Source organism: Ruegeria sp. BJ6, from assembly GCF_056537885.1.
Genome location: NZ_JBQFSG010000003.1, coordinates 167832 through 194741, shown reverse-complemented (window position 1 = coordinate 194741; position 26910 = coordinate 167832). Strand labels below are relative to the sequence as shown.

Here is a 26910-nt window from a genome sequence, read left to right as displayed (position 1 = left end):
ATTATTGATCAGCGCATCAGAGTTTTGAGCGCACTACGCACCCTCTCATCCTCGGCCTCGAGGAAGCTTTGCCCAAGTTCATAGGCGCGCTGGACCTCGACAAGCCGGGTAACCTGTTCGATGGCATTGACATTTGACCCCTCGAGAAACCCGCGAAGGACGACAGGTTCCTCCAACGGTTCCGCGTCGCCTTCGATACGAAATCCAACGCCGCCCTCCCGGACAAGACTGTGGGGGTCTGTAGGCCGATAGGTCCCGATCTGGCCCAGCAGGCGGCCTTCGACGCTCAGCGTTCCGTCGCTTCCAACATCAATCGAAGTGGCGTCCGGCGGTATGAAGATCGGAGAGCCGTTCGCGTCCAGAACGGGAAACCCGTCGGCTGAAACAAGATCGCCTTCGGCATTCGGTGTGAAACTTCCGGCCCGGGTCAGGCGGGGACCGAAGGGGGTTTCCAGCATAAAGAACCCCTCGCCTTCGATCGCAAAGTCAAACTGTCCGCCGGTCTGGGTCAGGACACCCTGCTGCTGAGATGTGCTCCGGGTCTGTGCCCGCGCCATCGAGAGTGATGGCTGATGTCCCATGTCCCTGACAAACTCAGAAAACACGAGCCCCTGCTGCCGGTACCCGGTGGTGTTGGCATTGGCGATATTGTTGGCGACCACTCGTATTTCATTCATCAGACCCGATTGACGGGACAAAGTGATATATGCCGTATCCATCAGCGGCCTCCTGAAATCAGCGGAACAATTGTGGCGGTGAAGAAGGTGACCAGGGTTTGGGTCATGAAGCCCATCGAGACCCAGAAAACCGCGATTATGGCCAAAAGTTTTGGCACGAATGTTAGGGTCATTTCCTGGACAGAGGTCAGCGCCTGAAACAGGCCGACAACCAGCCCTGCGACCAACGCCACCGTCAGAATCGGAACCGAGGTTATCACCGCGACCCAAAGCGCCTGACGCAGAACGTCGTAAAAGAGACCTTCACTTAACATCGCTCAAACCGGCATACGCAGGATTTCCTGATAGGCCTCGACGACCTTGTTTCGCACGATCACAGCCGTTTCGACGGCGAGTTCGGTCTGAGCCAGCGCTTGCACCAGCGCATGAGGGTCGGCCTGACCCACCATTGCTGACTGGGCCACCTGCTCGCTTTGTTGCAGTGTTGCTGCAAAGTCCTGAAAAACCTCACGAACCCCCGCTGTGGAATTCGGGTCGGCCTGCGTTGCCGGGCGCACCGAGGCATAGTTCTGTGCTGCGCTGATTGAGCGGATATCCATTCTGGTCGTCCTTGCTATTTGCGGAGAAGATCCATCAGACTGGCTGACATCTGTCGGGTCTGGTCGAACATTTTCAAGTTGGCTTCGTAGCTGCGGCGCGCCTCACGCGCGTCGGCGATTTCGATCATCAGATCGACATTCGAGCTGTGGTAAAATCCTGCATTATCAGCCAATGGGTGGCCGGGATCGTAAACCCGCGTCAACTCACTTTGGTCCAGACGCACTTTTCCGGTGCGAACCAGATCAGCGCCTGCTTCGCTGACCATTTCAAACGGAACGGTCTTGCGCCGATAGCCCGGCGTATCGGCGTTCGAAATGTTCTCTGACACGTGGCGCAACCGGGTCGCCTGCGCGCGCAGAGCGCTGGACGAGGCGGCAAGGGCATTTGCAAAATCACTCATCCCGCAACCTCCTTACACTTTGCCCAGACCGGTGCGCAGAATGTTCAGTGACGACCGGTAGATCGCCAGCGCCCGGTCGTGCTGTCGCTTGACATCAACCGCCCTGAGCACTTCCTGCTCGACCGAAACGCCGTTTCCATTGGGATCTGTGGCACCGTCCCGCACGACCTCTGCCCATACCCGGGCATCGGATGACGCGCCGTGAAGATGGCCGCTGCGCGTAGCAGTCATTTCGGAGTCGGCACCCTGTTTTCCATAGGCCGTCTGAAAGGCCACCAGATCGCGTGCGCGGTATCCCGGGGTGTCTGCATTGGCCATGTTCCGGGATATGACAGCTTGTCGCTGACCGGCATGTGTTGCCATTGCGTACGATATCTTAAAGACGTTCAGGTCCGAGAACATCGGGGCTTCTCCCTCGATCAATTTCAATCAAGGCTTAACCCCGATTCCTTTAGAAACCGTTTTCAGAGCTCAATCGAAGGAATCACAATGTCCGCGCCCGATCCAAATTCTCTGAAAGCCGCTTTTGACCGACTGAATCCTCTGGGCCAGGTCGGTCGCGTTGCCGGGGTCACAAACGGGCTGATCACGATTGCCGGTCTGGCGGATCAGGCCAGAACCGGGGACCATCTGCGGTTGGAACGAAAACACGGCCCCCATCTGGCCGGCGAAGTGCTAAATGTCGCGCATCAGGCAGTCCATATGTTGCCTGCAGGTGCACCTGACGGTGTTTCTCTTGGCGACAGGGTGGTGCTGGAACAAACTCCCGCTTTCACACCAGCGATGAACTGGCTGGGCCGTGTCATCGACCCGTTCGGGCGACCTCTGGACGGAAAACCCCTGTTGGGGGGAGAGGTGACAAGAGACATAGTTCAGGACCCACCTCCCGCTGTCCGACGCAAACCGCTGGGGCCGCGCATGGCCACGGGACTGACCATGCTCAACACGGTCCTGCCAATCGTGCGCGGACAGCGCGTCGGACTGTTTGCAGGGTCCGGTGTTGGTAAATCAACCCTTTTGGCAACACTTGCACGATCCATGCAGGCCGATGCCGTCGTAGTGGCTCTGATCGGAGAGCGTGGCCGGGAAGTGAACGAGTTTGTCGAGAAAGCACTGGGCGCCGAAGGCATGAAGCGGGCAATCGTTGTGGCCGCAACCTCGGACCAGTCCGCCCTTGTGCGCCGCCGCTGTGCCTGGTCGGCGATGGCTGCTGCAGAACACCTGCGCGATCAGGGGTTGAACGTTTTGTTTCTTGCGGATTCGGTGACCAGATTTGCCGAAGCACATCGGGAAATTGCGGTTGCAACAGGCGAGGCGCCGTCGTTGCGGGGCTTTCCCGCCTCTCTGACGCCTCTCATTTCAGGGCTGTGCGAACGAGCGGGGCCGGGCACAAAAGAACAGGGGGATATCACCGCGATTTTCAGCGTTCTAGTCGCCGGTTCCGATATGGATGAGCCGGTTGCAGATATCCTACGCGGCGTTCTGGACGGGCATATCGTGCTCAGCCGTGAAATTGCCGAACGCGGACGGTTTCCTGCCATCGATCTGAGCCGGTCGGTCTCGCGAAGCCTGCCCGAGGCGGCTACGGCCGAAGAGAATGAGTTGATCACCCAAACCCGCAGACTGGTCGGCAGCTACGAGCAATCCGAGGTCATGATAAAGGCGGGGTTGTATTCCGAAGGCGCGGACCCGCTTCTGGATCAGGCTGTGCGCGCGCACGCGGATCTGGATACGTTTTTTGGCAAGACCGAATCGGAAAATGTTGCGGACAGTTTCAACCGGCTGTCACTGATCCTACGCCGCGCCCGAGCGATGCCGCTGCAATAACGGTATTCGGGATCATCCGGGGAATTCCGAACAACTTTAGATGTTAGATATCCCTTAAGACCTGCTCTGCTATCCCGGTTGTCGGGTGATAAGACAGGTGGTGGATATGGGTGCGCAATCGAATGCGGCGCCAATCATCATCAAGAAGAAACGGGTCGTTGGCGGTGATGGTCATCACGGCGGCGCGTGGAAGGTCGCTTATGCGGACTTCGTGACGGCCATGATGGCCTTCTTCATGCTGATGTGGCTGCTGAACGCAACGACGGAAAAACAACGCAAGGGACTGGCGGACTACTTTTCGCCAACCATTCCGGTCAACCCGGTTTCGGGTGGCGGCGACGGGGCCTTTGGTGGCGAAAACATGTTTTCCGAAAAGACAATGGTGATGGACGGATCGGGTGCGACCAACCGTAACCCAACCGAAGCCAAACGGGCGCGCGGCTCGACCGGTGTCGATTCTGAAGGTGGTGGGCGCGGATCGAACGAAGATTTCTCGACGCTTGAGGCGCGGTTGCTCGGTCGAACCGGTGAAAGTAGCGTCTCCGAGAAAATGCTCAGGCACATAGTGACTCGGGTGACAGACAAAGGACTGATCGTTGAACTTTTTGACACGGACGAATCGGCCCTGTTCGAACGGGGCTCTGACAGGCCAACCCGAATGATGCGGGCGCTTGCGCTGTTGGTGGCAAGATCGTCGGATCTGGTGACAAACAACGTTTCAGTTGAAGGTCATGTACGAGCGAACCCCGTAGTTTTGGTGCAGAACCCGGTTTGGGACTTGTCGGCATCCAGGGCAATGGCGGTACGGGAAATGTTGGAAAGCAAGGGCGTTGCCCCTAGCAGATTGCAACGGATTACTGGTCACGCGGACCGCAAACTCGCTGTCGACAATCCGATGGCAGCCCGCAACAACCGGATAGAAATCATCTTTCTCAGAAACCCGTGAACTCGGAGAATTGCGTGGATTTTATCTGTTAGCGGGCTGTTAAGAGGACGTGCGGTATCTGTTGCGACAACAATTGACGCAACAGAAAGGCGTGCAGATGACCATTTCCTCTTCGCTGAATGCAGGCGTGGCGGCGCTGAAGGCCAATGCCAACAGGTTGGCCACCATTTCCGACAATATCGCGAATTCTTCGACGTTCGGGTACAAGCGGGTCGAAACGGATTTTCATTCCATGGTCACCTCCAGCTCTGGCGGCGCATATTCCGCTGGCGGGGTTCGCACGACAAGCCAGCGCCTGATTGATCAGAGCGGATCTTTGGTCACCACCAACAATTCGACCGATCTGGCGGTACGTGGGCGCGGGATGCTACCGGTCAGGCCCAGCTCACAAATCGGTTCCGGCTCATCGCAGATGCTGTTAACGACCACCGGGTCTTTCCGGGCCAACGAACAGGGGTATCTGGTCACTGAATCCGGGCTGGTTCTTCTGGGATGGCCTGCGCAGCCCGACGGATCGATTCCCAGTGTGCCGCGTGACACACCTGCGGCACTGCAACCTGTCCAGCTCAGCGTCAATCAACTGTCGGGATCGCCAACGACCCGCATGAACCTGCGGATGAACCTTCCTGCCACTGCGACCGAGGCCGGATCTCCCGGCGATACGCAGCCCCTGTCGGTCGAATACTTCGACAACCTCGGCAAATCCGAAAACGTCGATATCGAACTGGTGCCCACAGTTCCCGCAACGGGTACAAGCAACGAATGGACCATGACACTGCGGGATACCGCATCGGGCGGTGCCGTGATCGGAGAGTACACTTTGACTTTCACCGACAGCCGTACAGCCGGTGGGACCTTGGCCAGTGTTACCACCGTATCCGGAGGTGCATATGATCCTGCCACCGGAAGCTTCCTGGTCAACGTGGCGGGCGGCCCCATGGAGGTTAATATCGGCCAAATAGGCGACGCCAACGGCATTACCCAATTGTCGGACACGTTTGCCCCGGTTTCCATTACCCGGGACGGGTCCGCTGTAGGTACGATGACCAGCGTTGAAGTAGACGAAAACGGGTTTGTATACGCCTTCTATGACACCGGTATCAGCCGCCGTATGTTTCAGATACCGCTGGCGGATGTTCCCAATCCCAACGGGCTGACAGCGTTAGACAGCCAGACTTATGCCCCTTCCCGCGAAAGCGGCACGTTTTTCCTGTGGAATGCCGGGGATGGACCAACCGGTGATCTGGTCTCATTCGCGCGCGAAGAATCGACCACGGATGTCGCGACGGAATTGACCGCGATGATTCAAACCCAACGGGCTTATTCCTCCAGCGCCAAAGTCATCCAGACCGTGGATGAGATGCTGCAGGAAACAACCAATATCAAACGTTGACCCGGCCGATGATCACGGATTGGAGCTAAGCCAATGAATATGTCTACGGCCCTGAACAACGCAATTGGCGGCCTGACCGCAGCCAGCCGCGGGGTTGCCGTTGTCTCAGGAAACATCGCGAACGCTCTTACGCCGGGATACGCACGGCGTTCGCTGGAACTGGCGACCAGCCCGGTGTCGGGAAATGGCGTGCATATCGCTGGCGTCACCCGGCATCAGGATCCGGTTTTGATGGCGAATCGTCGTAACGCAGATGCCCAAGCGGCGAATACGACTGCTGTATCAGGTTATTACACCAACCTCGAAAAACTTGTCGGGACGGCCGATGACCCCAGTTCGATCATCAACAAACTGGCAAATTTTGAAAGCAGTCTGATCACTGCCGCCAGCCTGCCAGGGTCGGAACAGCGGCTCGACGACGTAGTAAGGCAGGCAAAGAGTTTGGCGTCCAATATCAGTGAGGCGTCAGAGGGGGTGCGCCAGATACGCTCACAGGCTGACCGGGCGATCGGCTCCGAAGTCGAAAAGCTGAACCGGTCGCTCACTGATATCGAGGCTCTGAACGCAAAGATTTCAACGATCCGCAATTCAGGCGGTGACGTTGGCGCATTGCTGGATCAGCGACAAGGTCTGATTGACCAGATCAACGAATTGATTCCTGTTAACGCGATCACACGGGAAAACGACGGCGTATCACTTTATTCCGATGGCGGTTTGATCCTACTAGAAGGATCCGCAGCCGAATTCACGTTTTCCGTCACTGGGGAGACTATGCCGCATATGTCGGTCTCAAACGGGCTGCTGTCCGGGCTTGAGATCAATGGGCAGCCGGTCAGAACGACGGGCGAAAATTCTGGTATCCGCGGCGGCAAGCTGGCCGCCCAGTTTGAAATCCGCGACAATCTTGCGGTTGAAACTCAGTCGGACCTTGATGCGGTCGCCCGCGACTTGATTGAGCGGTTTGAAAACCCGGGCCTCGACCCGACGGTTTCGATCACCGACGCAGGCGTGTTCACTGATCGCGGAAGCAGATTCGATCCAACTGCAACGGTCGGTCTGGCAGGACGGATCGAAATCAATTCCCTCATAGATCTTGGGGCTGGCGGCGATAGCTGGAAACTTCGCTCTGGTCTTGGAGCGGCCGGACCAGGTGATCCCGGAGATGCCAGACAACTCAGGGCATTTGGCGTTGCTCTCACCGAAGCGCGTCCGATGCCGGGTGCAACATTCGGAACCGGCAACATGAACGCGGCCGAAATCGCTGAAGCGCTGATGTCCAAGGTTGGAACGAACGCCCATTACGCGTCAGAACAAAAAACGCAGGCCGCGTCGGCGCAACTGGAGATGCAGCGGATTGAGGCAGAACAGGGCGTGGATACCGACACCGAGTTGCAGCACATGATGCGGATTGAACAGGCCTATTCGGCCAACGCCCGGATTCTCTCGGTTGTCGATGAACTTATGCAAACATTGCTGAGGATTTAGATGTGACATTGAGTTCAATTGGCGATCTGGCACGAGGCCTCACCCTTCAGGCGCGTGGCCATCAAATCAAAACGGAAATCGAGACACTTTCGTACGAGTTGTCCTCAGGGAGGGTGCAGGATATTTCCGCCCGGCTGAAAGGCGACTATTCGCACATTGCGGATTTGGAACGCGGTCTGACCCGCCTGGATGCATATACCGTCGCGAATTCCGAAACCAAACTGTTGACCGATGGGATGCAGATCAGCCTGACAAAATTCGACGACTCGGTAACCGCCCTGTCCACATCACTGCTGGCGTTCGGCACTTCAACTCAGACCGTAACCCACGAACACGCAAGCGTTCAGGCCCGCAACGAACTGGATACAATGATCTCGGCACTGAACACCCGCGTCGGTGGGCGCAGCTTGTTTTCCGGAACTGCCACGGATCAGACTCCATTGGCCAGTGCCGATACTCTGCTCAATACGTTGCGAAGTGAACTGGCGGGACTGACAACGGCGGCGGATGTCCGGCAAGCCGCTGACAACTGGTTCAATGATCCAACCGGATTTGAGGCCGTAATCTATCAGGGGTCGAACGCTGACCTCGCTCCGATACGGATTTCCGACACCGAAGATATTACCCTGGCCATCAGGGCTGACGATCCGGAACTTCGCGATGCGCTGCGCGATGTGGCAGTGGCAGCACTTGCCACGGACTCAGCACTGCCGTTGAGTACGGATCAGCGAACCGCATTGTTCATGGATATCGGCGTTCGATTGGCGAATTCAAATGACAGGAATGTAGCCCTACGCGCCGAAGTCGGTGCTGCCCAGGCCCGCATCGAGAATGCGCAATCGCATAACTCGGCGGCTCAGACCAGCATTGAAATCTCCAGGAACGAACTGATTGGCGCCGACCCCTATGACACCGCAGCCCGATTGCAAACCGTTCAGTTCCAATTGGAAAGCCTGTACTCTGTCACCGTTCGCAATGCGAACCTTTCTCTGGTGAATTTCCTGAGATGAGGGTCCTGTGTTTCCTGCTGGCTTTCCTGTTACCGGAACTCGCATTCGCCGGGGCAATCCGCCTGAAAGATCTAGTGGATTTTGACGGCGTACGCGGCAACGACCTTGTCGGATATGGCCTCGTTGTTGGTCTGAACGGCACTGGTGACGGATTGCGTAATGCACCTTTCACCGAAGAGATCATGTCGAATATCCTCGAACGTTTGGGGGTCAATGTGAATGGCGAGGATTTTCGACCCAAAAACGTGGCCGCCGTTCTTGTTACTGCCAGCTTGCCACCTTTCGCGCGCGTCGGAGGCCAGATCGACATCACCGTCTCGGCCATCGGAGATTCCAAAAGCCTGCTAGGCGGAACGTTGATCATGACCCCTCTCAATGCGGCGGACGGTCAGATTTATGCGGTGGCGCAAGGCACAGTTCTGGCTGGTGGTGCAGTGGCAGAGGGCGACGCGGCCTCGGTCGTACGCGGGGTGCCCACTTCGGGCGTGATCCCGGCTGGGGCGCGGGTCGAACGCGAGATCGACTTTGATCTAGATTCACTGACACAGTTGCGATTGGCGTTGCGCGAACCGGATTTTACGACGGCGGGCCGCATTGAAACCGCTATCAACCGCGAATTCAATCGCGCGGTTGCCGTCATGCGGGATTCCGGAACCGTCGAGCTGAACGTCGAAGCGACCAGAGAATTTTCTACCGCGCACGCGATTGGCCGGATCGAAAACATTCTGGTCGAGCCCGAGCGCAAGGCCCGCGTCGTCGTCGACCAGAGGTCGGGCACAATCGTTATGGGTGACGATGTAAGGATTTCGCGCGTTGCGGTCTCTCAGGGCAATCTGACCCTTCGTGTCGAAGAAGCGCCAATCGCTATACAACCCAACCCCTTTGCTGACGGGCAAACCGTTGTCGTTCCCAGAACCGTTGCCGAAATTGAAGAGGACGAAGGCACCGGATTAGCGGAACTGGCCGAAAGCACGACCTTGTCCGAGGTCGTGGCCGGGTTGAATGCTCTTGGCGTTTCACCTCGTGACATGATCGACATTCTAAAAACGATCAAAGCCGCAGGTGCCTTACATGCCGAGTTCGTCGTTAGGTAGGGCCGTTTACCAGGAAACGCCTGACAGTTACTTCGATTTCCAACTATCCAGCCACCTGCGCAGCCTGCCGCGCCGTTCCTCGATGGCGTCTCCGGCCGCATACAGGCCATCCTCGACATTCTCGATCATAGGATCAATGCGCGACACCCGAAAACGGCGCCAGCGGACATGAATGGCCCAGGCGATTGCGGCAAATATGGTCAGGAAAATGATGTTGAACCAGGGGATGATCCGAACATCGGGATCCTCGACCTGCCATAGTTTCACGGCGTTTGGGAAGATCGACAGAAACTCGCTGCGCCATCCATAATGGCGCACCGCGACCCAACGCGGTGCCTCAGTCGTTGATTTCAGATCCGCCGCTTCAGCCTGCAGATTTGAAGAGTTCAGTTTGAAATAGGGTGGCCAGCCCCAGCCAGTATCTTCGTTCCGATAGACCATGACCTTACCATTGGCCTTTCGCGTCTGAATGAAAAACACGTCGCGGTTCGGCGTGGTCGGATCGCTGCCAACGTCCTGAACCGACCAGAAGATACTGTTTTCACCCGGATCAATCCGCTTCTCATAGGTATCCGAAATGCGAACGATATCGTGCTGCGGCAGGGTGTAGTTCAATACCGATGCAATGGTGCCCCAGAACAGGATGACGATAGCCCATTTGATGTAACGCATTTGCAGAAACCTTACATGAAATTAGTGACATAGATCAGGATCGCGATCAGCCCCAATGGCACGATGTAGACCCCCAGGATCAGCTTGCGGCGAAAGGAATTGTCGTATTTCTTCAATCCGCGTTCAACAAAAGCATCCCGATCGCCCGTCATGCCCTTCTTCTCCCAATGCGCAATCAGCTTTCCGCGACGAACCCAACGAGAATAGAGCGACACCGCGACATAGACGATCGTCAGTACGATCAGCAGAGGGATAAGAAATCGCAGTGCGACGAACATTCAGTTACTCCTAACGGCACCCCACGGCCCGACACGCGAAATCATCGTTTCGCTTATCAGGTCCTCACCGCTCATGTCGGGTTCATGTCCGAACAGTGCGGCACGGGCGCCTGCCTTGTCCACCTGATACTCGCGCGCGAGGAAGTCGGCAACATAGGCTTTCTTGCTGTCTGGCCATGTGGCGAAAGTGCCGTAAAACAGCTCTTTATGGCAGATGAACATCTGGCGCGGGTCCAGAGGCGCAAGTTCGGCCAGCAGCATGTTCACCAGATCGCGGTCCGGCGTATCGGCGGCGCGCAACGTATAGAAATAAGCCGAGTGATCCGAAGTGATGCGCGGCCACGGCCCGCCATCCTTGGCCCAGCGCAACAGTTGCGCCAGACCGTGATAAGCCTCGGGCAGACGATCGGCGTGGTTGCGGGCCAACCGCCGCATGTCGCCGCGATCCAGCCCCGTCAGATCAACTCCTGCATCCGCCGCAGCGTCGATTGTCAGAAAGTCCATCTTTTGCTGCAAGATCGCAGCGGCATCGACACCACGCGCCTTGACGATGGGTTCAACCAGATCGTTGTAGCCCAGAAACTTTGCGATCTGATTTCGCTGTGATGGGTCAAAGACATATTTGATTGGCAGATCGTCGGGTTTGTCACCCATGCAGATCGCCGCCGGGTGATCCATATCCGGGAACAGGTACAGGCCGCCGAAATGCGCCGTCCAGAAGTTGCGCTGTTCAAACGCGGTATGGCCCAGGCGGACCGGATTGCGCGTCACGTCGCCGGTTTCCTTCGCGGTTTCGATCATCTTTGCAATCAGCACATCGTCGAACCAGGCGTCCTCTTCTGACTTGAAGCGTTCGACCATGCCCGCCAGTTGCTGTGCCTTGCGCAGGGTGCCACCTGCGGTATCGGCCTCGATCTCGATCTTGCGCAGGTTCAGCAGATCGCGCGGCGTGCTGAGTTTGAAAACCGAGTTCACCAGCTCACCGGCCACCGCATCGGTGGCGGTCAGGGCAAACAGCTGCGCCTCGTTCATCTCGATGAATTCGCGCAGGATATCGCGCGAGGTCGAGAATTTGACGTTTAGCAAAGGCGCGCGTTTCTGCTCGGTCGTCAGCAGGATGAACTGCCGGTTGACCCCGTTGGGGTTGAGGTAGAGCTCATCCTCCAACTCAATCCCCACTTCCGGCGAATAGCCCGAGATATCGACATGGAAATCCGTCAGCGCCGTGGTCTTGCCCGCCAGATGCTGCAGCGCGCGGTTATACCGCTCGACCAGAGCCGGGCTGGAGATGTGGACGAGGTTGCCAAACATCAGGCCTTTTTCGATGAGGCGGATCATGACATTTGCCTTTTCGCACAACGGTAGCGATGCGCCCGGCCCGAGGGTGGGTGCGGAACGCGCCCGCCCTGGGGGGCGGGTCGGGCGCGTCGCGGCTTCGCCGCGATAATGCTTGCGACTAAAGACCTGGTTTCCGCCAATTCAAATTTCATGCTCTCCTGCCTTTAACAAATGCAAACACAATTGCAGAGCCCATGGGCACTGCAAACAGCACTAATTGCTGATGAACATAAGCCAAAGCGTGCGCAATATTTGCCTCTTCGCCCTCTCTTGCAAACTGATCGATAAAAGTTTCTGTCAAAGTGTAACTGACGATGAGCGCGATCAAAGCTGCTACCGCAGTGTAACCGTAGAAGGGTAGAATCCACTCCTTGCCGTTTTCTTTTGTCGCCCGGGCTGTGCGAAACGCAAGCCGACCGATGAGCACTGAAATCGCGAGGCTCAAAAACAATGGAAGGCAAATTGAAATCAGAACAAATTTCACCCCTTCCCCTCCAGATACCGCCGCTTGGCCTCTTCCATCCGGCCCATCTCGCGGACCGCATTCTCGATGGCGACTTCGTCGCTCTTGTCAGCATAGCGGAATTCGCTGTCGGCATAGCGGTTGATCTCTTGCATCACCATTTCCACGGTAATCGGCTGGCGCAGGTCCTCGATCATCGCCTTCTTGGTGTCGTAGTCGCGGAACAGGAACAAGTCGGGGTTTTCCATCCACTCGTCGGGCAGTTCGAAATCCATCGCGCGGACCTTGACCGCGTCGGTGATGTTCTTGATCGCACGGCCAGTAAACCGCTCATCCGCCTGCTGGATCGCCTTGAGGTAAGTGCCCAGTTTGGCGATCGTGTCCATCTGGCCGATATCGCCTGAAACGCGGTCATAGACCTGCAGCAAAGCGTCCTCATGCGGGTGGGCGTGGCTTTCGAAGCTGGCGGCGACGGCCTTTTTAATCTCCTGCGCGGCATAGGCTTCGTGTTCGCCCAGCGGGATGTCGTGGTTGCGGCCCATCAGCAGGTGCAGGATGTCGATGTAATCCTCACGCGTTTGCGGTCCATCCACCAGGAACCGCGCCCCTGCCCGCTGACGCAGGGCGTCGTCCACATTCTCGGGGTAGTTCGAGAACATGCCAAAGGTGCAGTTGCCGCGAACGACGGTGTTGGCGCCCGCGAAACTCTCCATCAGCACGGCGGTGATTTCCAGCTGCCCGGCCGAGGACTGTCGGTCGCCGCGTTTACCCGCCAGTTGGTCAATATCGTCGATGGTGCCGAAACCGATAACCGAGGGGTCGATGATCGTGTTGATAAAGGCCTTTGCGTTCTGGCCGGATTTACCCTGATAGCTGTCGATATTGTCGGTGCTCAGGTTCTGGTAGCGGAACGGATAGCCCGCGTTCTGGCAATAGTCGTTGATCAGCCCGGCCATCATCTGGATCAGAGTGGTCTTGCCGGTGCCCGGTTTGCCGTCACCCATGAAGGTAAAGATGAACCCGCCAAGCTCGGCAAACGGGTTCAGGCGGCGGTCGAAGTCATAGGCCATCAGCATCTTGGCTAGCTTCATCGCCTGATACTTGGCGATATGGTTGCCCACCACCTCGTTCGGTTTCTTAAACGTCATGGTCAGAGTGGTGGATTTGGCCTTGGAGGCCGGTTCGAACCCCCGGATCGTCAGATCATCCGCCTCGATATGCCAAGCGGCGTTCTGGAATGGGGCCAAATGGCCAGCGGACTGGGCGCGCAGAGCGGCCTTTTCCAAAAGTTGCTCGGCATAGGCGCTGGCAGCCGCGATAAGGTGGGCATCATCGGGGGCGTGTTTGGCAAGCGTTTGGTCCAGTTCCCACAGCGCGCCGTGCAGTGCGAGTTGGCCGTTATCGGTCAGAACCTCTTCGATCTCGCCAATATCAACCGTGGTTTCACCCAGATGAGAGGACATCAAATAGGCCAGCGCGTTGCCGAACGTATGGGAAGTGATCAGAGCCTCAGCCGTCAACAGTTCCGAGAACTCCGTCTTACGGGCGGCTGGCAAATCCCCGGCGAGGTTCGCGCGTTTCAGATCGGCCAGCGGCGTCTGTTCCGCATAGGCCTCGGCCACGGCCAAAGCGATTGCAATCGCGCGCCGGATCGCCTGCTGCACAGTCGCCTGCGGAGGAGAGACCAGCGTATCGCCATCATCAGACGCCTCAATCCGCTCGACCAGATGCACCCCGTCGGCGCGCACTGTGCGTCGGGTCACCAGACCCGGCGTGGTGGACCGAAACCGCCGCCCGGTCGATACCCCCGGAGACCGCGTGGTCGACACCTCAACAGCCTTGGCAATTCGGGGCGCATGTTCGAACCCGTTCAGCAAAGCGGTCGCCGCCGGATAATGCTTGCGAATATCCGCCTCGCGCAGTTCCATCTGATCTGACGTCAAACTCATTTGCTCAACCCTGCTTATTCTCGTTCAAAATACGGTCGTCCCGCTGCCCGGCAGGACCCTTCCAGGGTCCGAAAGGGGCGAAAATTTCAATATCGCAACACCTGCCCCGTCTTGCTGACGACGAACTTATTCACATCGGCAAAACCCGGCGGGTTGCGTTCTGCCAGAACCTGAAACGGGCGCTGCGGCAGGATGATCGACCGCTGCGTGCGCGTGGCCCCGGTTTCGGCCCCCTGCCCGCCGAAGGGGTCAAGGGCAAATACCTCACGCTCGACAGTGGAAAACCACCCGGCGCGTTCTTCGATCACCTCTTCGCTTTCCAGCTCCTCAGTGGTCCAGGCCAGCGCCCAGTCCTGCCCTTCGGGTGCCTGCGCATCTTCCAGCACCTGCCGCAAAGGACCGGATTGCTCTGTATAGGCCGAGGAATACATCGGCCCTACGTGAATGCGGCGCAGGTGTTTGGGGTGCAGGTCGTCGAAATCCTGATCGAAACCTTTGGCGATGGTCACCAGCTTCAACCCACCCAGCGCTTGCGCCATCAGATGCGCCTGCACCTCGGGCCAGCGGCGCTGATCCTTGGGCAACGCAGTTTTTCCGCTGTCCTCAAGCTGCATCAGATAAATCACGGGCAGGTTGATCTGGCTGTCATAAACCGCCCAATGGATCAGGAATTTGCGCCGCTCGCCGTCGTTCCCGATCCAGTGGCATTCGGGATCGTTGCGGGACCAGAACAGCTGACCTTTCAGCAATTCCTCGTAATAGAGCCTTTGGGACAGCGCGAATTGCAGTTTGGTGGGGATTTCCTGATCACCGATTATGGTGCGAACCATGTCGGTTTTCAGGTCGTCTTCCGAGGGCATGTTCGCCAGATGTACCTGCGCCTGCTGCGCGTCATTAGCCATGGTCAGCAGCTCAGCCGCTACCGGAAACCCGCTGTCGCGCTTGTCCATGGCGAGGCTACCAAAAAACCGTCCCGTATCGCGCCCAACCAGCAGGTATTTCATGCTGAGCGCGCGGAAGGTGTAGAGCAGCCCCGAGAGGTAACGCGAAATGATCCGCACCTCTTGTTTCGAGATCGCGCCCTCAGCCTCCATCGTCGCGGCCACGCGCAGCAGGTGGACGGTGATCACCTCGAATTTGCGGAAATAGCGGCGCGAGGCGAAGGTGTCGGTCAGGCCGACATGGTCTTGGGTGGGGTTAGTCATTGGGAATGTCTAGGCGTTCTAGTCGCATTCTGCAGTCTTCTATCTGTCGATGGAATGCGAACAGGTAAAGGCCAATTGCGGCAGTAACCGTAAGCCCCCAATCAATAAAGTTCGACATCCCCCACATCATGACAATAAACAACCATGCATATTTTTTCAGGAACATACGCCAAAAACGCCTTGATTGGATTGCTTCCATAAAGCTCAATCGGCGATCAGGATCTACAAAGCCTTCCATTTTCGGGTTTAAGAAGATCGACATATACAAAGAAAGTGCGACCATGGCCCAAACCGCAAAAGCACTCAGATTTGGCATTCCCGAGGTCAAACCCAAGACAAACGTTATTAAAAATGCGGTTAGCAACAACAAGGGAATAGTGTTCAGGACATCACGTGTTGAGTAGCGCAACTAGCTCAACCCCCATACAAATTCTTATCATGCTTCTGGACAATCGACGCGAACCGGCGGTTAAAGCGTTCGTCCGCCTTGGCCTTTTTCTCCAGCACATCGCGGGCAAAGACCATGTGGTCCTCGTGTGCCTCAAGCATGTCGGCCATCTTTTGGTTGGTGGCGGTGCCGATGGCGGCCATCGCGGTCTGCGCCTCTTGGTCCGTCTGCACGCCGATTTCGTTGATGCGGTGCGCAACGTCCTGCTGCTGCGCCGTTTTCAGCGATTTGGACAGGGCGTCATACAGGACCACACGCTGCTGGGTGTCTGTCTGCAGCTTGTTGATCAGCACCATCTGCGTCGCCGCCTGGTTCTGCAGTGAATCGACCCAGGTCTTGCCCTTTTCGATATAGCGCTCAAGCGTCTGCGATTTGGCCAGCTTGACCTGCTCTTCCTGAACCTTGGCGTTGTACTGCTTGTTCAGCTCGGCCAGTTCGGTTTCCAGCTGCGTCCGCGCGGCGGCATCCTGTTCGACGCTGATCTTGTTTTCCAGCGTGATGATTGCCGGGTCCATGCCCTGAATCTCGGTGCGCAGCGCCTCCAGCTCGGCCACGGTTGCTTCGCGGTCGTCCAGCGTGACGGTCAGGTTGTCCTCAACCTTCACGCGCTGCTCTTCCAGAACGGACAATTGACCCTCCAATAGCTTCACGATCACGTCCGATTTGGCGATCAGATCCTGCAGCTTGTCGTCGATATTGGCCGTGCGCATCCGTTCTTGCCGCAGCGACTCGGACTTGCCCTTGGAAAAGATACCGACGAACGATTCCCATCCAGTTTTCGAACGCATCTCGTCGAAATCCTTGGAAAAGGCGTTGGTGACGTCGTCCAGACCCATGATCAGCTCGGCGATATTGGCGTTCATCACCTCGGTATGGGCATGCACATCCTCGAGCGTGGCGTTTTCGATGTCGATATCCGCCTCGGCGGTACCGATCTTGGCACGCGCCGCTTCGATCCGCGAGGTCAGCCCTTCGATCTGCGACTGACTCTCACGCACTTTGGCCTGAGTTTCCTGAATCAACGCGTCAAATTGCTGGTTCGCCATCTTTTCTATCCCTATTTTCTTTATTTACCCAATAAGATAGGGAATGTTACGGTCATTTACATCCCCTCGGGCCTACAATTCCCGCGAAGATTGGCAAACTCATCGACAAAAAGATAGACGGGATCTCATGTTGACGAGTGTTTAAGTTTGAGCACTTGATTAACTTAACATGTTAATAGTATTTTGATCAAATCTGGAGTGATTCCACATCCAGAGTGGCCATAGACAATTGCGTCGCCACCTGCTTGGGTGCGCGCAATCCAATTTCCGCCGGAGGCTTATCATGCTGGACGCAACAACCGATCTGAAATCGATCCTGAAAAACCCCGACCTGTTGGCAACCAAGGCCTATATTGGCGGCCAGTGGGTGGATGGCGACAATGGCACATTCGAGGTAACCAACCCCGCACGTGGCGATGTGGTGGCCGAAGTGGCCGATGTCAGCCGCGCGCAGGTTGCGGGTGCGATTGCACAGGCTGAGGCGGCGCAAAAAGAATGGGCCAAACTGACCGGCAAGGAACGCGCGGCGATCCTGCGCCGCTGGTACGACCTGATGATGGAAAACGCCGAGGATCTGGGCAAGATCCTGACTGCTGAGCAGGGCAAGCCATTGGCCGAAGCCGTGGGTGAGATTGGTTACGGCGCCTCGTTCATCGAATTCTTCGGTGAAGAGGCCAAACGCGTCTATGGCGAAACCATCCCCGGCCACCAGCGCGACAAGCGGATCATGGTGCTGAAACAGCCGATTGGGGTTGCGGCCTCGATCACCCCTTGGAACTTCCCCAATGCGATGATCACCCGCAAGGCGGCTCCGGCACTGGCTGCCGGCTGTGCATTTGTCGCTCGCCCGGCCAAGGAAACGCCCCTGTCGGCGTTGGTGATGGCCGTTCTGGCGCATGAGGCTGGCGTCCCGGCGGGTGTGTTCAACGTGGTGCCCTCGTCCCGCGCCAGCGAGATCGGTAAGGAATTCTGCGAAAATCCCGGCGTGCGCAAGCTGACCTTTACCGGTTCGACCGAGGTGGGACGCATTCTGTTGAAACAGGCTGCCGATCAGGTCATGAAATGCTCGATGGAGCTGGGCGGCAACGCGCCGTTCATCGTATTCGACGACGCCGATCTGGATGCAGCTGTCGAAGGCGCGATGCTGTGCAAGTTCCGCAACAACGGCCAGACCTGCGTCTGCGCCAACCGGATCTATGTACAGGCCGGTGTCTATGACGCATTTGCCGCCAAGCTGAAGGCTGCCGTCGAAGCGCTGAAAATCGGCGACGGTCTGGCCGAAGGCACCACCACAGGCCCGCTGATCAATGACGAAGCGGTTGCCAAGGTGCAGGAACATATCGAGGACGTTACATCTAAGGGCGGTGCCATTCTGACCGGCGGTCTGCCGCATGACTTGGGCGGCACCTTCTTCCAGCCGACGATCGTGACAGGCGTAACCCAGGACATGATGGTCGCACAGGATGAAACCTTTGGTCCGCTCGCCCCGCTTTTCAAGTTCGAGGATGAAGATGACGTGATCGCAATGGCCAATGATACGATCTTTGGTCTGGCCTCGTATTTCTATGCCAAGGACCTGAGTCGCGTTTACAAGGTGGCCGAAGCGCTTGAATACGGCATTGTTGGCGTGAATACAGGAATCATCTCGACCGAGCTGGGCCCGTTTGGTGGGGTCAAACAATCCGGACTTGGCCGCGAAGGCAGCCATCATGGCATGGAAGACTATCTTGAGATGAAATACGTCTGCATGTCTGTCTGATCAGCTGGTGCCGCCGTTCTTTTACAGCGGCGGCACTACTTCAGTTACTATCAGCCGGATTTTCAAAGGTCAGACACAGGACTTTGGTGAATTCGCGGACATAATGTTCTTTCAGCTGCAGATAAAATTCTTCGCTGAACATGCTGGAAAGTGTCGGTTGCGAAACCGCAAAATAGCTGATTGATCCAAAGAACTGATAGGCGACCGCCAACGCCTGTGCATCAGGTGCGTCAGCCCATTTCCGCGTTTCCCGAACATCTGAAATCAGCACCTCAAGGAACGGTTTCAGGTACCATTTTTCAACCTGTTCCGCCCTATGCCTGTTATCCAGAAGTTCCCGCAAAATCAGGCGGGTGTCGCCGGGATGAGCCAGCGCGTGGGCCAAAAATCTGTCAAAGAAGGTTCTCAGGCGATCTTCGGGCGCTCCTGCAGTGTCACCCGCCCGTTGCACTGACTTCATGAAACGTTCCGATATCCGCTGCAGCACCGCGCCGTACAGTTTCTCTTTGGTTCCGAAGTGATGGATCAGCGCCTGTTTGGTCAGGCTCAGGTCATCTGCGATATTGGCGAGGCTCACACCGTAAAACCCCCGCTCTGCAAAAAGTCGCGTTGCGACGGTGATGATCTGATCCTGGGTCTGGGCCATTTACCGCTCCGGGATTTGTTCGGGCACACAGCAAGTCTTGACAGCTTACCGATTGGTAAGCAAGTTACTTACCAATCGGTAAGCACGCAGCAGGTGGAGACGCAATATGCAACGGGAAACCGAACTGGCGCTAATCAGCGAGCTGCTGGATCTGGACGCCAGCCAAACAGCCTATCTGGACGAAACTGTTACAACATCGGACGTCGCTCATTATCTGGACGAGGCGCACTTCCAACGCGAGATGCAGGCTGTATTTCGCGCCCATCCCCAGATCGTGATTCATTCCAGCGAGTTGCCAGAACCGGGATCTTTTATGCGAAGGGAAATTGCCGGCCTGGCTGGGCTGCTGACCCGCGACAAAGACGGCGAAGTTCACGCGTTTCTCAACGTCTGCCGACACCGTGGCGCACGACTGGTCGAAGAAAAAAGCGGGTGCAAACACCTGTTTTCCTGCCCCTACCATGCATGGACATTCACGAATTCCGGCCAATTGCGCGGTATCCCCCATGGTCGGCAGGGCTTTCCGGATATCGACAAGACGAAGATGGGACTGAAGCGGCTACCGGCGTGGGAGCGTTTCGGCTGGATCTGGGTTTTGCCGCAGGTCGACGGAGAATTCGACTTTGACGGTTTCGTAGCAGAAATCGCCCCTGATCTGGCGTGGCTGAACATGGAGAACATGCGCGTCGCTCAATCCGACGAAATCACATCGAATACCAACTGGAAGATACTGGTAGAAGGCGGGATCGAGGCCTATCACTTCAAGGTCGCGCATGCCGATACCATCGGGCCGTATTTTCAGGACAATCTGTCAAGCTATCAGATGTTCGGACAGCACATGCGATCAGTTCTGCCACGCGCTACCATGCCTGACCTGCGCGATGTGCCCAAAGACCAATGGGATATCCGCAAGCACACCAACCTTCTGTACACGGTCTTTCCGGCAAATCAGCTGTTGGTGCAGCAGGACCATATCGCATGGATCAATCTGGAACCCCTATCCGCCGGTCGATCAAAGCTGCGCATCAGCACTGTCGTTCCCGCAGATGCCGGGCCGGATCTTGATACGCACTGGGCGCAAAACCAAAAGATCACCCGCATCACGCTTGCAGAGGATTTTGCGATTGGCGAAGGGATTCAGGCGGGCCTCGCCTCGGGCGCGAACACGCATCTGACCTTTGGCCGCTACGAAGGTGCATTGGACAGTTTTGCCCAAACCGTCGAACAAGCGCTGGCAAAGTCCTGACGGACTTCGCCCCGCGTCTGGAGGAACGCGGGGCGTTGCGATAACCGAGGGAGGGAAAGATTATCGCAGCTGGGTCTTTCGGAGCTGTCTTGTCACAGCCCCGGGCAAACCTCAGTTCACAGCCTTGGCATCGACCACATCTTTTTCGATGGCCTTGGCCGAAGTAATCTCGATCCGGCGCGGTTTCAGCGCTTCGGGCACTTCTCGTTTCAGATCGATGTGCAGCATGCCATTTTCATGGCTTGCGCCGGTGACGCGAACATGATCGGCCAGTGCAAAGCGACGCTCGAACGCACGGGTGGCTATGCCGCGATGCAGATAGGAGCGGTCCTTGTCTTCGGTGGCTTTCTTGCCCGCGACGACAAGAGAGTTTTCTTTCACCTCAACCGTCAGATCCGCTTCGGAGAAACCGGCAACGGCGATCGAAATCCGATAAGCGTCGACGTCGGTTTTTTCGATGTTGTACGGCGGATAGCTGGGCTGAGATACATCATTGGTCAGAACGCGGTCCATCATGTCGGCAATCTGGTCGAAACCAACCGTGGCGCGGTGAAGGGGTGCAAAGTCAAAACTACGCATGTGTCGTTATCCTCATGTTCAGAGCGATTTACGATATATGCCCTCCGATACGGACGGGCGGTGAATGATACCGGACCCCATCAGCGGCGATCCGATACAGTTCACATGGGTAGCAAAGAAGATGAGTTCAAGACCCGCCAGAACTGATGAATTTCGCACCTGAACTGGATTTGTCCGTACCGACCTGCAACCGGCGGATCGTGGCCTTTGGCTGCGGGGCGTCGCGGCGCAAAATGGCTTTGAGGTCAGACACGATACTGGACAGCTCCATGCCATATCCAACGGCCCTGTTGCCGTCATTACCACCGGCTGAAACCACCGACAGGATTTGCCAGCGCGGCCCGGACCTTGCCAGAATCGCCGATCCCGACGACCCAAAGGTCACGTTGCAATCAAACGACATCAGCCCGCGTTCCCGCCACAGGATGCTGCAGGAACGTTGTCGCGATATCGCCTCTTCCCGGCCGCGACCATAGGATGCGAGGCTGACCTCGGCGTTGGAAACCCTGCCACTATGCAGGGCAAACGGGTCGGCTACCGAATAGGGGATCGGCTGATCCAGCCGCATAAGGGCGACGTCGATCCTGACCCTGTCCGCTGAAACCGGCGCGTTAGCTACAAAATCCGGATGTGCGGCGATCTGAATAACCTTACGGTCCGCCAAGGATTTCCCGTCGCTCAGCCCGGCCCGGAACGTGACATGGCCCGCAGGGTATGGCCGCCCGGTCCGCTTATCTAAGGCACAGTGGGCTGCGGTCAGAACCAGATCGGGCGCGATCAACGTTCCCGTGCAGAACCCCGTTTGGGCAATGTCAAGCCGCCCGACCGCTTCCCAGCCGTAAAGATCGTCCCGGTCGGTCAGCCGCCGTATGCCGCTGTTCTGGGCATCGGCAACGGTCGCAAACAAAAGAGCAAGCAGCGTACCCAAAAGAGGCAGACGGATCATGGTTTGACGAACCTCGCCCCTATGTTTTTTCGTGCGCCGCCGACGGTAATCCGGTTGACGCCGGATTCGGATGACCCAAAACCGCGCCCGGCGGAAATTTCCGCCTGTAGCAGCTCAAGCGATTCCTCCAACGCCGCGCCCAGCGCCACATGCTTTCCCTCAAGCTCGGCCTTGGCCGACACGACGGACACGATGCGCGGTTGTTCATCCTCGAATGAGAAGACCGGCGCGCCGGATGACCCGAAGTCGATATCGCAGGACATCACCAAAATTCCCGACTGCCGCGCAATGACGGAACAAACTTCCTGCAAAGACGGGGCCTCGGCCCGATTGTGGGCATAGGACACCACACCCACGTCTTCACCCCGGATCGGACGGTACCCGGTTTCAAAAGGGGTGACGGTTGTGTTGCGGATCGGCTGCCACAATTCGATCAGGGCCACATCGTGGCGCACCCGATCAGCCGAGGCCTTTTCATCATAGCGATAATTCGGGTGAACAACGGCCTGGCGCGCCGCCCGATATGCAGACGCACTGCCGCGCCGCCAGCCTGCCAGAAATTCGATACTTGTCGGGTCGATGCGCTGGCGGGTCGTTTTGTCAAACAGACAATGCGCGGCCGTCAGCACCAGAGTTGGTGAAATCAATGCACCGGTGCAAAATCCGGTTCCGTCGATGTCCAGACGTCCAACGGCCATCCAGTCCCGCCCAGCCTCGGTCGTTTCAAGGCTTTTCAGCCCTGTATCCTGCGCCATGACCGCCATTGGCGTTAGGCACAGCAAGATGGCCTTGATAGTCCCGCGCAAGAATGCCTCCGACGACCGCTCCCGACAGAGTTTCTTACGAAGGCGCTGCGGCGAAAATAGGGCAGACCCGGATTAAGGCTTTCAACTCATCACTGGTGCCCTGCTGCATCAGTCCGACAGTTCCCGCGGCTTAAGGACAGGAATACCGGCCTCTGCACCCGTCAGGGCCGGAGGAACAGGCCCACCGGTTGCCCAGTCCAGCAATTCGACGGTGTGTACAATCGGTATATCTGTGCCAGACCCGATCTGCATCATGCAGCCAATATTGCCAGCAGCGATGACATCAGGTGTTTTTGCCTCCAGCGTCCGAACTTTACGCGTCTTGAGCTTTGCGGATATCTCGGGCTGCATCAGGTTGTAAGTTCCTGCGCTGCCGCAACACAGGTGACTGTCAGCAGGTTCCACAACTGAAAAGCCAACCCGTTTCAGAAGGTCCTTCGGCGCTGCCTTGATCTTTTGCCCGTGTTGCAGTGAACAGGCGGCGTGATAGGCAACTTTCAGTCCCTTTGCCGGACCTTCGGGAATATCCAGATGCTTCAGCAATTCACTGACATCCATCGCGATATCGGCAACACGTTTGGCATCTGAAGCCAAGATATCTTCGCGGAACATATGGCCGTAATCTTTTACGGTTGTCCCGCAGCCCGACGTATTGATGACGATGGCATCCAATCCGTCCCGGTCCATTTCCCTCACCCAAGCGCGAATGTTGTTAGCCGCCGCCGCGTGGCTGGCGTCTGTCTGTCCCATGTGATGGGTTAACGCCCCACAGCACCCGGCACCTTCAGCGATGACAACTTCGCATCCCAGCCGGGTCAGCAACCGTAACGTGGCATCGTTGATATCCGTATTCAGCGCCTTTTGCGCGCATCCGGTCATCAAAGCCACGCGCCTGATACGTGGAACGGTAGGCGGAAATGTTTGCGGGTCATCATTCCGGCTGACGGGCGGGATACGCTTTGGAGCCATGTCTAGCATCGCGCGCAATCGCGCATCCGGCATCAGAAAGCGGAACGGCCGGCCGATTTTCGCCCCCAACAAGGCCCAGCGAAACCGCATCGGATATGGCAGAACTCTGGCCAGCACCCAGCGCAACATACGGTCCGAAAACGGACGCTTGTAATTGGCTTCAATGTACTCGCGCGCGTGGTCGACCAGATGCATGTAATGCACGCCGGACGGACAGGTGGTCATGCAGGCCAAACAGGACAGACAGCGGTCGATGTGCCTGACCGTCTTTTCATCCGGCACCCGCTCATTCTCCAGCATGTCCTTGATCAGGTAGATACGCCCACGGGGGCTGTCCAGTTCATCCCCCAGAACCTGATAGGTCGGGCAGGTCGCCGTGCAGAAACCGCAATGAACGCAATTCCGCAAAATCTCGTTGGACCGCTGGATGGCCGGGTCTTTCAGTTGCTCTTCGGTAAACGTCGTCTGCATCGGCCTACCCCATCAGCCCCGGATTAAAGATCCCACGTGGGTCAAACTTTTCGCGCAAACCACTGGTCAGGGCCGCAACCGCGACCGGCTCGGGCTGAAACCTTCCCAAAGTTTTGAAAATCTCGTCATTGGCCCGGATCAGGGTGGCATGCCCGTCAAAAGCCCCAAGACGCCCCCGCAAATCCGTCCCCTCGGGCACCAGCACCCAGATCAGGCCACCGCCCCAGTCGTAGAGCAGACCGTCGGCATCGGCCCGGCTGGCAATCGCCGCAGCCTCGGTTGGTTTGACCGACAAGCGCCAAACATCGCCTTGCCTATCGTGGAATGGCTGAACATCCCGAATATCCGCCCAGACCGGTCCTGACTCGTCCACAGCATCGACTGCGCCAAAGGTGTCCAGAATGTCCCGTAGTCTGGCGGTACGATATGTTACCGAGTCCGCAAATCCTTCGACGCGCAACAGGGTTTGCCCTTTCTGAGGGTCGTATGCAGCACCGCTGACCTCAAAAGGTGAGGTCAGCCCAGCGGTCATGACCTTGATTGCGTCTTTGGTGTCGGGGACCGGCACCGCCAGCGTTGCTTCGGTCTGGGCTTTAGGCAGGACCTTCAGGGAAACTTCGGTCAAGACCCCCAATGTACCCCAAGAACCGGCCAAAAGTCTGGCCAGATCGTAACCGGTGACATTCTTCATCACCCGGCCACCATTTCGGATGACCTGCCCACGCCCATCAACGTATCGCACCCCCAACAGAAAGTCGCGACAGGCGCCTGCCTGAACCCGGCGCGGACCCGACACGTTGGCGGCAACCACACCACCGATTGTCGGTTCACCGACCGTTCCCAGCAGTCCGCGATGATCCATCGGTTCAAACGGCAGCCGTTGCCCTTCGGCGTCCAATACGCGCTTGATTTCAGCTACAGGTGTCCCAGCCTTTGCAACAAGTGTCAGTGCACCCGGCTCATAAAGCGTGACGCCCTGCAAGCCTGACGCGCATAACACCGGTTCGGGGCCGGCAACACCGCGTGTACCACCCCCCGCAATTCTCACTGGCCCATTCAATGCGGCCACACATTCGGCCAGCTCAGCCTCTGTTTCAGGTCTCATGTGAACTCATCTTTTTTGATACCGAGGGAGATCGGCCGTCATTTCTCTGCCGCAACCTGCCCGACCCTGCGCGCCTGCGAGGCCTCCAGCGGAAACACCTTAGCGGGGTTCAGCAACCAGGCCGGATCGAACACATCCTTGACGACCATCTGCGCCTCAAGATCAGAACGTGAATACTGATGTTCCATTAGGTCGCGTTTTTCGACACCAACGCCGTGTTCACCTGTCAGACAACCGCCAACGTCGACGCAAAGTTTCAGAATGTCCGCGCCGAATGCCTCACATTTCTCAAGGTCTCCCGGCTTGTTGGCATCGAACAGGATCAATGGGTGCATATTGCCATCCCCTGCGTGGAATACATTGCCCACCGGCAGGCCATACTCCTCACTCAGTTCGCTGATCCGTCGCAGCACTGCTGGCAGGGACGAGACCGGGATGGTTCCATCCAGACACATGTAGTCGTTGATCTGCCCCATGGCTCCAAAGGCCGATTTGCGCCCCAGCCAGATTTTTGCGCTTTCCTCGGCCGACTGGCTTTCGCGCAGTTCAACCGGATTATGCCGTTTTGCAATTTCGATGATCTTCGTTAGCTGTCCGTCAATTTCGGCCTCGGACCCTTCGACCTCGACAATCAACAGTGCCTCGCAATCGGGATAACCCGCATGGGCGAAATTCTCGCAGGCCTGAATGCACAGCCGGTCCATGAACTCGATCGCCACAGGCAGGATGCCGGATTTTATGATGTCAGACACGCATTGACCCGCAACCTGATTGTCGTCGAACCCCATGAGAACGGGCCGGGCACTTTCGGGTTTACGCAGAATACGCAGTGTGGCTTCGGTCACCACGCCCAATTGCCCCTCGGAGCCGCAAATAACACCCAGCAGATCCAGCCCACCTGCATCCGAATGGGCGCCGCCGATCTCAACCACCGTTCCGTCCATCATGACCATCGTGACCCCGAGCAGGTTGTTGGTCGTTACGCCATATTTCAGACAATGCGCCCCGCCGGAGTTCATCGCGATGTTTCCGGCGATGGCACAGGCCAACTGGGACGATGGGTCGGGTGCATAAAAGAACTCTTCCTCTTCCACCGCGCCGGTAACGCTCAGATTCGTGCGTCCTGATTGGACGCGGACAAAACGGTTGTTATAGTCGACCTCAAGAACGTCGTTCATCCGTGCTACGCCAAGAATGACACAGTCCGCCGTCGGAAGCGCGCCCCCGGCAAGCGATGTACCTGCGCCGCGTGGAACAACCGGAACACCTTCGTCATGGCAAATGCGCAATACCTCGGAAACTTCCCGCGTCGTGGATGGAAGAACCGCAAGCATTGGCGGGCATTTATAGGCGGTTAGCGCGTCGCACTCGTAAGCGCGGGTTTCAGATTCGTCATCGATCACCGCATCCCGCGGCAGAACCTGAAGCAATCGCGCAAGGATTCTGGCCTTGCGCGACAGAACGCGCGGATCCGGGCTTGGCATTTGCATGGCTGATCCCCTTTTGGTAAGATAATATTACCAATTACAGGATATGGCAAGTTCATCCGGCA

General features: G+C 57.3%; 28 protein-coding genes. 8 read left to right on the top strand and 20 right to left on the bottom strand.

What is annotated here, in order from left to right; translation table 11 throughout:
* Positions 1–8 precede the first annotated feature (8 nt).
* The 5 genes from ACR0D6_RS09840 to ACR0D6_RS09820 are packed head-to-tail and all read right to left on the bottom strand — an operon-like array spanning position 9 to position 2079.
* Positions 9–719, bottom strand: coding sequence for a flagellar hook-basal body complex protein (locus ACR0D6_RS09840; protein WP_480765375.1), 711 nt, complete (start codon positions 717–719; stop codon positions 9–11).
* Positions 719–991, bottom strand: coding sequence for a flagellar biosynthetic protein FliQ (locus ACR0D6_RS09835; RefSeq protein ID WP_170653767.1), 273 nt, complete (start codon positions 989–991; stop codon positions 719–721). Before ACR0D6_RS09835 ends, ACR0D6_RS09840 begins: the two co-directional genes overlap by 1 nt.
* A gap of 3 nt (positions 992–994) precedes the next feature.
* Positions 995–1276 (bottom strand): flagellar hook-basal body complex protein FliE, encoded by a 282-nt coding sequence (gene fliE, locus ACR0D6_RS09830; protein WP_480765374.1) that lies wholly within the window; start codon positions 1274–1276, stop codon positions 995–997.
* Positions 1277–1290: 14 nt separating this feature from the next.
* Positions 1291–1677 carry a flagellar basal body rod protein FlgC gene (gene flgC, locus ACR0D6_RS09825; protein ID WP_480765373.1) on the bottom strand — a complete coding sequence of 129 codons (387 nt, stop codon included), beginning with the start codon at positions 1675–1677 and terminating at the stop codon, positions 1291–1293.
* A 12-nt stretch (positions 1678–1689) separates the two neighbouring features.
* Positions 1690–2079 (bottom strand): FlgB family protein, encoded by a 390-nt coding sequence (locus tag ACR0D6_RS09820; RefSeq protein ID WP_170653954.1) that lies wholly within the window; start codon positions 2077–2079, stop codon positions 1690–1692.
* Between the two features lie 87 nt (positions 2080–2166).
* Between ACR0D6_RS09820 and ACR0D6_RS09815 the strand changes: the two genes are divergently transcribed.
* From ACR0D6_RS09815 to ACR0D6_RS09790, 6 genes are all read left to right on the top strand, one after another.
* Positions 2167–3504: a FliI/YscN family ATPase gene (locus ACR0D6_RS09815; protein WP_480765372.1), complete on the top strand. Its 1338-nt coding sequence runs from the start codon at positions 2167–2169 to the stop codon at positions 3502–3504.
* Positions 3505–3610: 106 nt separating this feature from the next.
* Positions 3611–4450, top strand: a complete 840-nt coding sequence (locus ACR0D6_RS09810) for a flagellar motor protein MotB (RefSeq protein WP_480765371.1) — start codon at positions 3611–3613, stop codon at positions 4448–4450.
* Positions 4451–4547: 97 nt separating this feature from the next.
* Positions 4548–5843, top strand: a complete 1296-nt coding sequence (locus tag ACR0D6_RS09805; protein ID WP_170653757.1) for a flagellar hook-basal body complex protein — start codon at positions 4548–4550, stop codon at positions 5841–5843.
* A 33-nt stretch (positions 5844–5876) separates the two neighbouring features.
* Complete coding sequence (gene flgK / locus ACR0D6_RS09800) at positions 5877–7328, top strand: flagellar hook-associated protein FlgK (protein ID WP_480765370.1); 1452 nt, start codon at positions 5877–5879, stop codon at positions 7326–7328.
* Positions 7329–7330: 2 nt separating this feature from the next.
* Positions 7331–8338: a flagellin gene (locus ACR0D6_RS09795; protein ID WP_480765369.1), complete on the top strand. Its 1008-nt coding sequence runs from the start codon at positions 7331–7333 to the stop codon at positions 8336–8338.
* Entirely contained in the window at positions 8335–9432 is a 1098-nt protein-coding gene (locus tag ACR0D6_RS09790; protein WP_170653751.1) for a flagellar basal body P-ring protein FlgI, read from the top strand. The genes ACR0D6_RS09795 and ACR0D6_RS09790 overlap by 4 nt, the downstream gene beginning before the upstream one ends.
* 27 nt (positions 9433–9459) lie before the next feature.
* Here the strand turns inward: ACR0D6_RS09790 and ACR0D6_RS09785 are convergent, their stop codons facing one another.
* The 8 genes from ACR0D6_RS09785 to ACR0D6_RS09750 all read right to left on the bottom strand — a co-directional run bounded on the left by ACR0D6_RS09785 (position 9460) and on the right by ACR0D6_RS09750 (position 16831).
* Complete coding sequence (locus ACR0D6_RS09785; RefSeq protein WP_170653749.1) at positions 9460–10104, bottom strand: DUF1523 family protein; 645 nt, start codon at positions 10102–10104, stop codon at positions 9460–9462.
* A gap of 11 nt (positions 10105–10115) precedes the next feature.
* A complete protein-coding gene (locus ACR0D6_RS09780; RefSeq protein WP_480450753.1) occupies positions 10116–10382 on the bottom strand; it encodes a hypothetical protein in 267 nt (88 codons plus the stop codon).
* Positions 10383–11720, bottom strand: coding sequence for a DUF6638 family protein (locus tag ACR0D6_RS09775; protein WP_480765368.1), 1338 nt, complete (start codon positions 11718–11720; stop codon positions 10383–10385).
* A gap of 148 nt (positions 11721–11868) precedes the next feature.
* Positions 11869–12204, bottom strand: a complete 336-nt coding sequence (locus ACR0D6_RS09770; RefSeq protein WP_480765367.1) for a hypothetical protein — start codon at positions 12202–12204, stop codon at positions 11869–11871.
* Positions 12201–14132: an AAA family ATPase gene (locus ACR0D6_RS09765; protein ID WP_480765366.1), complete on the bottom strand. Its 1932-nt coding sequence runs from the start codon at positions 14130–14132 to the stop codon at positions 12201–12203. The genes ACR0D6_RS09770 and ACR0D6_RS09765 overlap by 4 nt, the downstream gene beginning before the upstream one ends.
* Before the next feature lie 86 nt (positions 14133–14218).
* Entirely contained in the window at positions 14219–15337 is a 1119-nt protein-coding gene (locus tag ACR0D6_RS09760) for a hypothetical protein (protein ID WP_480765365.1), read from the bottom strand.
* Entirely contained in the window at positions 15330–15653 is a 324-nt protein-coding gene (locus ACR0D6_RS09755; RefSeq protein WP_480765364.1) for a hypothetical protein, read from the bottom strand. The genes ACR0D6_RS09760 and ACR0D6_RS09755 overlap by 8 nt, the downstream gene beginning before the upstream one ends.
* Positions 15654–15751: 98 nt before the next feature.
* Entirely contained in the window at positions 15752–16831 is a 1080-nt protein-coding gene (locus ACR0D6_RS09750) for a hypothetical protein (RefSeq protein WP_480765363.1), read from the bottom strand.
* Between the two features lie 283 nt (positions 16832–17114).
* On the opposite strand from ACR0D6_RS09750, the gene ACR0D6_RS09745 reads away from it, so the two are divergent.
* Positions 17115–18590 (top strand): NAD-dependent succinate-semialdehyde dehydrogenase, encoded by a 1476-nt coding sequence (locus ACR0D6_RS09745; RefSeq protein ID WP_170653735.1) that lies wholly within the window; start codon positions 17115–17117, stop codon positions 18588–18590.
* Positions 18591–18630: 40 nt separating this feature from the next.
* On the opposite strand, the gene ACR0D6_RS09740 is transcribed toward ACR0D6_RS09745, so the two are convergent.
* On the bottom strand, positions 18631–19236 hold the full coding sequence (locus tag ACR0D6_RS09740; protein ID WP_480765362.1) for a TetR/AcrR family transcriptional regulator: 606 nt from the start codon (positions 19234–19236) through the stop codon (positions 18631–18633).
* Between the two features lie 106 nt (positions 19237–19342).
* Here ACR0D6_RS09740 and ACR0D6_RS09735 point away from each other — a divergent pair, with 106 nt between their 5' ends.
* A complete protein-coding gene (locus ACR0D6_RS09735; RefSeq protein WP_480765361.1) occupies positions 19343–20482 on the top strand; it encodes an aromatic ring-hydroxylating oxygenase subunit alpha in 1140 nt (379 codons plus the stop codon).
* 111 nt (positions 20483–20593) lie between these two features.
* Here ACR0D6_RS09735 and ACR0D6_RS09730 read toward each other — a convergent pair whose 3' ends face one another.
* From ACR0D6_RS09730 to ACR0D6_RS09705, 6 genes are all read right to left on the bottom strand, one after another.
* Positions 20594–21061 (bottom strand): Hsp20 family protein, encoded by a 468-nt coding sequence (locus ACR0D6_RS09730; protein WP_170653729.1) that lies wholly within the window; start codon positions 21059–21061, stop codon positions 20594–20596.
* Between the two features lie 127 nt (positions 21062–21188).
* The gene (locus ACR0D6_RS09725; protein WP_480765360.1) at positions 21189–22007 is read right to left on the bottom strand and encodes a trypsin-like serine peptidase; all 819 of its coding nucleotides are present in this window, start codon (positions 22005–22007) and stop codon (positions 21189–21191) included.
* Positions 22004–22813: a trypsin-like serine peptidase gene (locus tag ACR0D6_RS09720; RefSeq protein WP_480765359.1), complete on the bottom strand. Its 810-nt coding sequence runs from the start codon at positions 22811–22813 to the stop codon at positions 22004–22006. Before ACR0D6_RS09720 ends, ACR0D6_RS09725 begins: the two co-directional genes overlap by 4 nt.
* A 108-nt stretch (positions 22814–22921) precedes the next feature.
* Entirely contained in the window at positions 22922–24253 is a 1332-nt protein-coding gene (gene glcF, locus ACR0D6_RS09715) for a glycolate oxidase subunit GlcF (protein ID WP_480765358.1), read from the bottom strand.
* Positions 24254–24257: 4 nt separating this feature from the next.
* The gene (locus ACR0D6_RS09710; RefSeq protein ID WP_480765357.1) at positions 24258–25358 is read right to left on the bottom strand and encodes an FAD-binding protein; all 1101 of its coding nucleotides are present in this window, start codon (positions 25356–25358) and stop codon (positions 24258–24260) included.
* Between the two features lie 38 nt (positions 25359–25396).
* Positions 25397–26848 carry an FAD-linked oxidase C-terminal domain-containing protein gene (locus tag ACR0D6_RS09705; protein WP_480765356.1) on the bottom strand — a complete coding sequence of 484 codons (1452 nt, stop codon included), beginning with the start codon at positions 26846–26848 and terminating at the stop codon, positions 25397–25399.
* Between the last annotated feature and the right edge of the window lie 62 nt (positions 26849–26910).

Bases quoted from the DNA above. Each gene is read 5' to 3' on its own strand.
- ACR0D6_RS09840 (WP_480765375.1), bottom strand. From the start codon at position 719: ATGGATACGGCATATATCACTTTGTCCCGTCAATCGGGTCTGATGAAT.
- ACR0D6_RS09835 (WP_170653767.1), bottom strand. From the start codon at position 991: ATGTTAAGTGAAGGTCTCTTTTACGACGTTCTGCGTCAGGCGCTTTGG.
- fliE (WP_480765374.1), bottom strand. From the start codon at position 1,276: ATGGATATCCGCTCAATCAGCGCAGCACAGAACTATGCCTCGGTGCGC.
- flgC (WP_480765373.1), bottom strand. From the start codon at position 1,677: ATGAGTGATTTTGCAAATGCCCTTGCCGCCTCGTCCAGCGCTCTGCGC.
- ACR0D6_RS09820 (WP_170653954.1), bottom strand. From the start codon at position 2,079: ATGTTCTCGGACCTGAACGTCTTTAAGATATCGTACGCAATGGCAACA.
- ACR0D6_RS09815 (WP_480765372.1), top strand. From the start codon at position 2,167: ATGTCCGCGCCCGATCCAAATTCTCTGAAAGCCGCTTTTGACCGACTG.
- ACR0D6_RS09810 (WP_480765371.1), top strand. From the start codon at position 3,611: ATGGGTGCGCAATCGAATGCGGCGCCAATCATCATCAAGAAGAAACGG.
- ACR0D6_RS09805 (WP_170653757.1), top strand. From the start codon at position 4,548: ATGACCATTTCCTCTTCGCTGAATGCAGGCGTGGCGGCGCTGAAGGCC.
- flgK (WP_480765370.1), top strand. From the start codon at position 5,877: ATGAATATGTCTACGGCCCTGAACAACGCAATTGGCGGCCTGACCGCA.
- ACR0D6_RS09790 (WP_170653751.1), top strand. From the start codon at position 8,335: ATGAGGGTCCTGTGTTTCCTGCTGGCTTTCCTGTTACCGGAACTCGCA.
- ACR0D6_RS09785 (WP_170653749.1), bottom strand. From the start codon at position 10,104: ATGCGTTACATCAAATGGGCTATCGTCATCCTGTTCTGGGGCACCATT.
- ACR0D6_RS09780 (WP_480450753.1), bottom strand. From the start codon at position 10,382: ATGTTCGTCGCACTGCGATTTCTTATCCCTCTGCTGATCGTACTGACG.
- ACR0D6_RS09775 (WP_480765368.1), bottom strand. From the start codon at position 11,720: ATGATCCGCCTCATCGAAAAAGGCCTGATGTTTGGCAACCTCGTCCAC.
- ACR0D6_RS09765 (WP_480765366.1), bottom strand. From the start codon at position 14,132: ATGAGTTTGACGTCAGATCAGATGGAACTGCGCGAGGCGGATATTCGC.
- ACR0D6_RS09760 (WP_480765365.1), bottom strand. From the start codon at position 15,337: ATGACTAACCCCACCCAAGACCATGTCGGCCTGACCGACACCTTCGCC.
- ACR0D6_RS09755 (WP_480765364.1), bottom strand. From the start codon at position 15,653: ATGCCAAATCTGAGTGCTTTTGCGGTTTGGGCCATGGTCGCACTTTCT.
- ACR0D6_RS09750 (WP_480765363.1), bottom strand. From the start codon at position 16,831: ATGGCGAACCAGCAATTTGACGCGTTGATTCAGGAAACTCAGGCCAAA.
- ACR0D6_RS09745 (WP_170653735.1), top strand. From the start codon at position 17,115: ATGCTGGACGCAACAACCGATCTGAAATCGATCCTGAAAAACCCCGAC.
- ACR0D6_RS09740 (WP_480765362.1), bottom strand. From the start codon at position 19,236: ATGGCCCAGACCCAGGATCAGATCATCACCGTCGCAACGCGACTTTTT.
- ACR0D6_RS09735 (WP_480765361.1), top strand. From the start codon at position 19,343: ATGCAACGGGAAACCGAACTGGCGCTAATCAGCGAGCTGCTGGATCTG.
- ACR0D6_RS09730 (WP_170653729.1), bottom strand. From the start codon at position 21,061: ATGCGTAGTTTTGACTTTGCACCCCTTCACCGCGCCACGGTTGGTTTC.
- ACR0D6_RS09725 (WP_480765360.1), bottom strand. From the start codon at position 22,007: ATGATCCGTCTGCCTCTTTTGGGTACGCTGCTTGCTCTTTTGTTTGCG.
- glcF (WP_480765358.1), bottom strand. From the start codon at position 24,253: ATGCAGACGACGTTTACCGAAGAGCAACTGAAAGACCCGGCCATCCAG.
- ACR0D6_RS09710 (WP_480765357.1), bottom strand. From the start codon at position 25,358: ATGAGACCTGAAACAGAGGCTGAGCTGGCCGAATGTGTGGCCGCATTG.
- ACR0D6_RS09705 (WP_480765356.1), bottom strand. From the start codon at position 26,848: ATGCAAATGCCAAGCCCGGATCCGCGCGTTCTGTCGCGCAAGGCCAGA.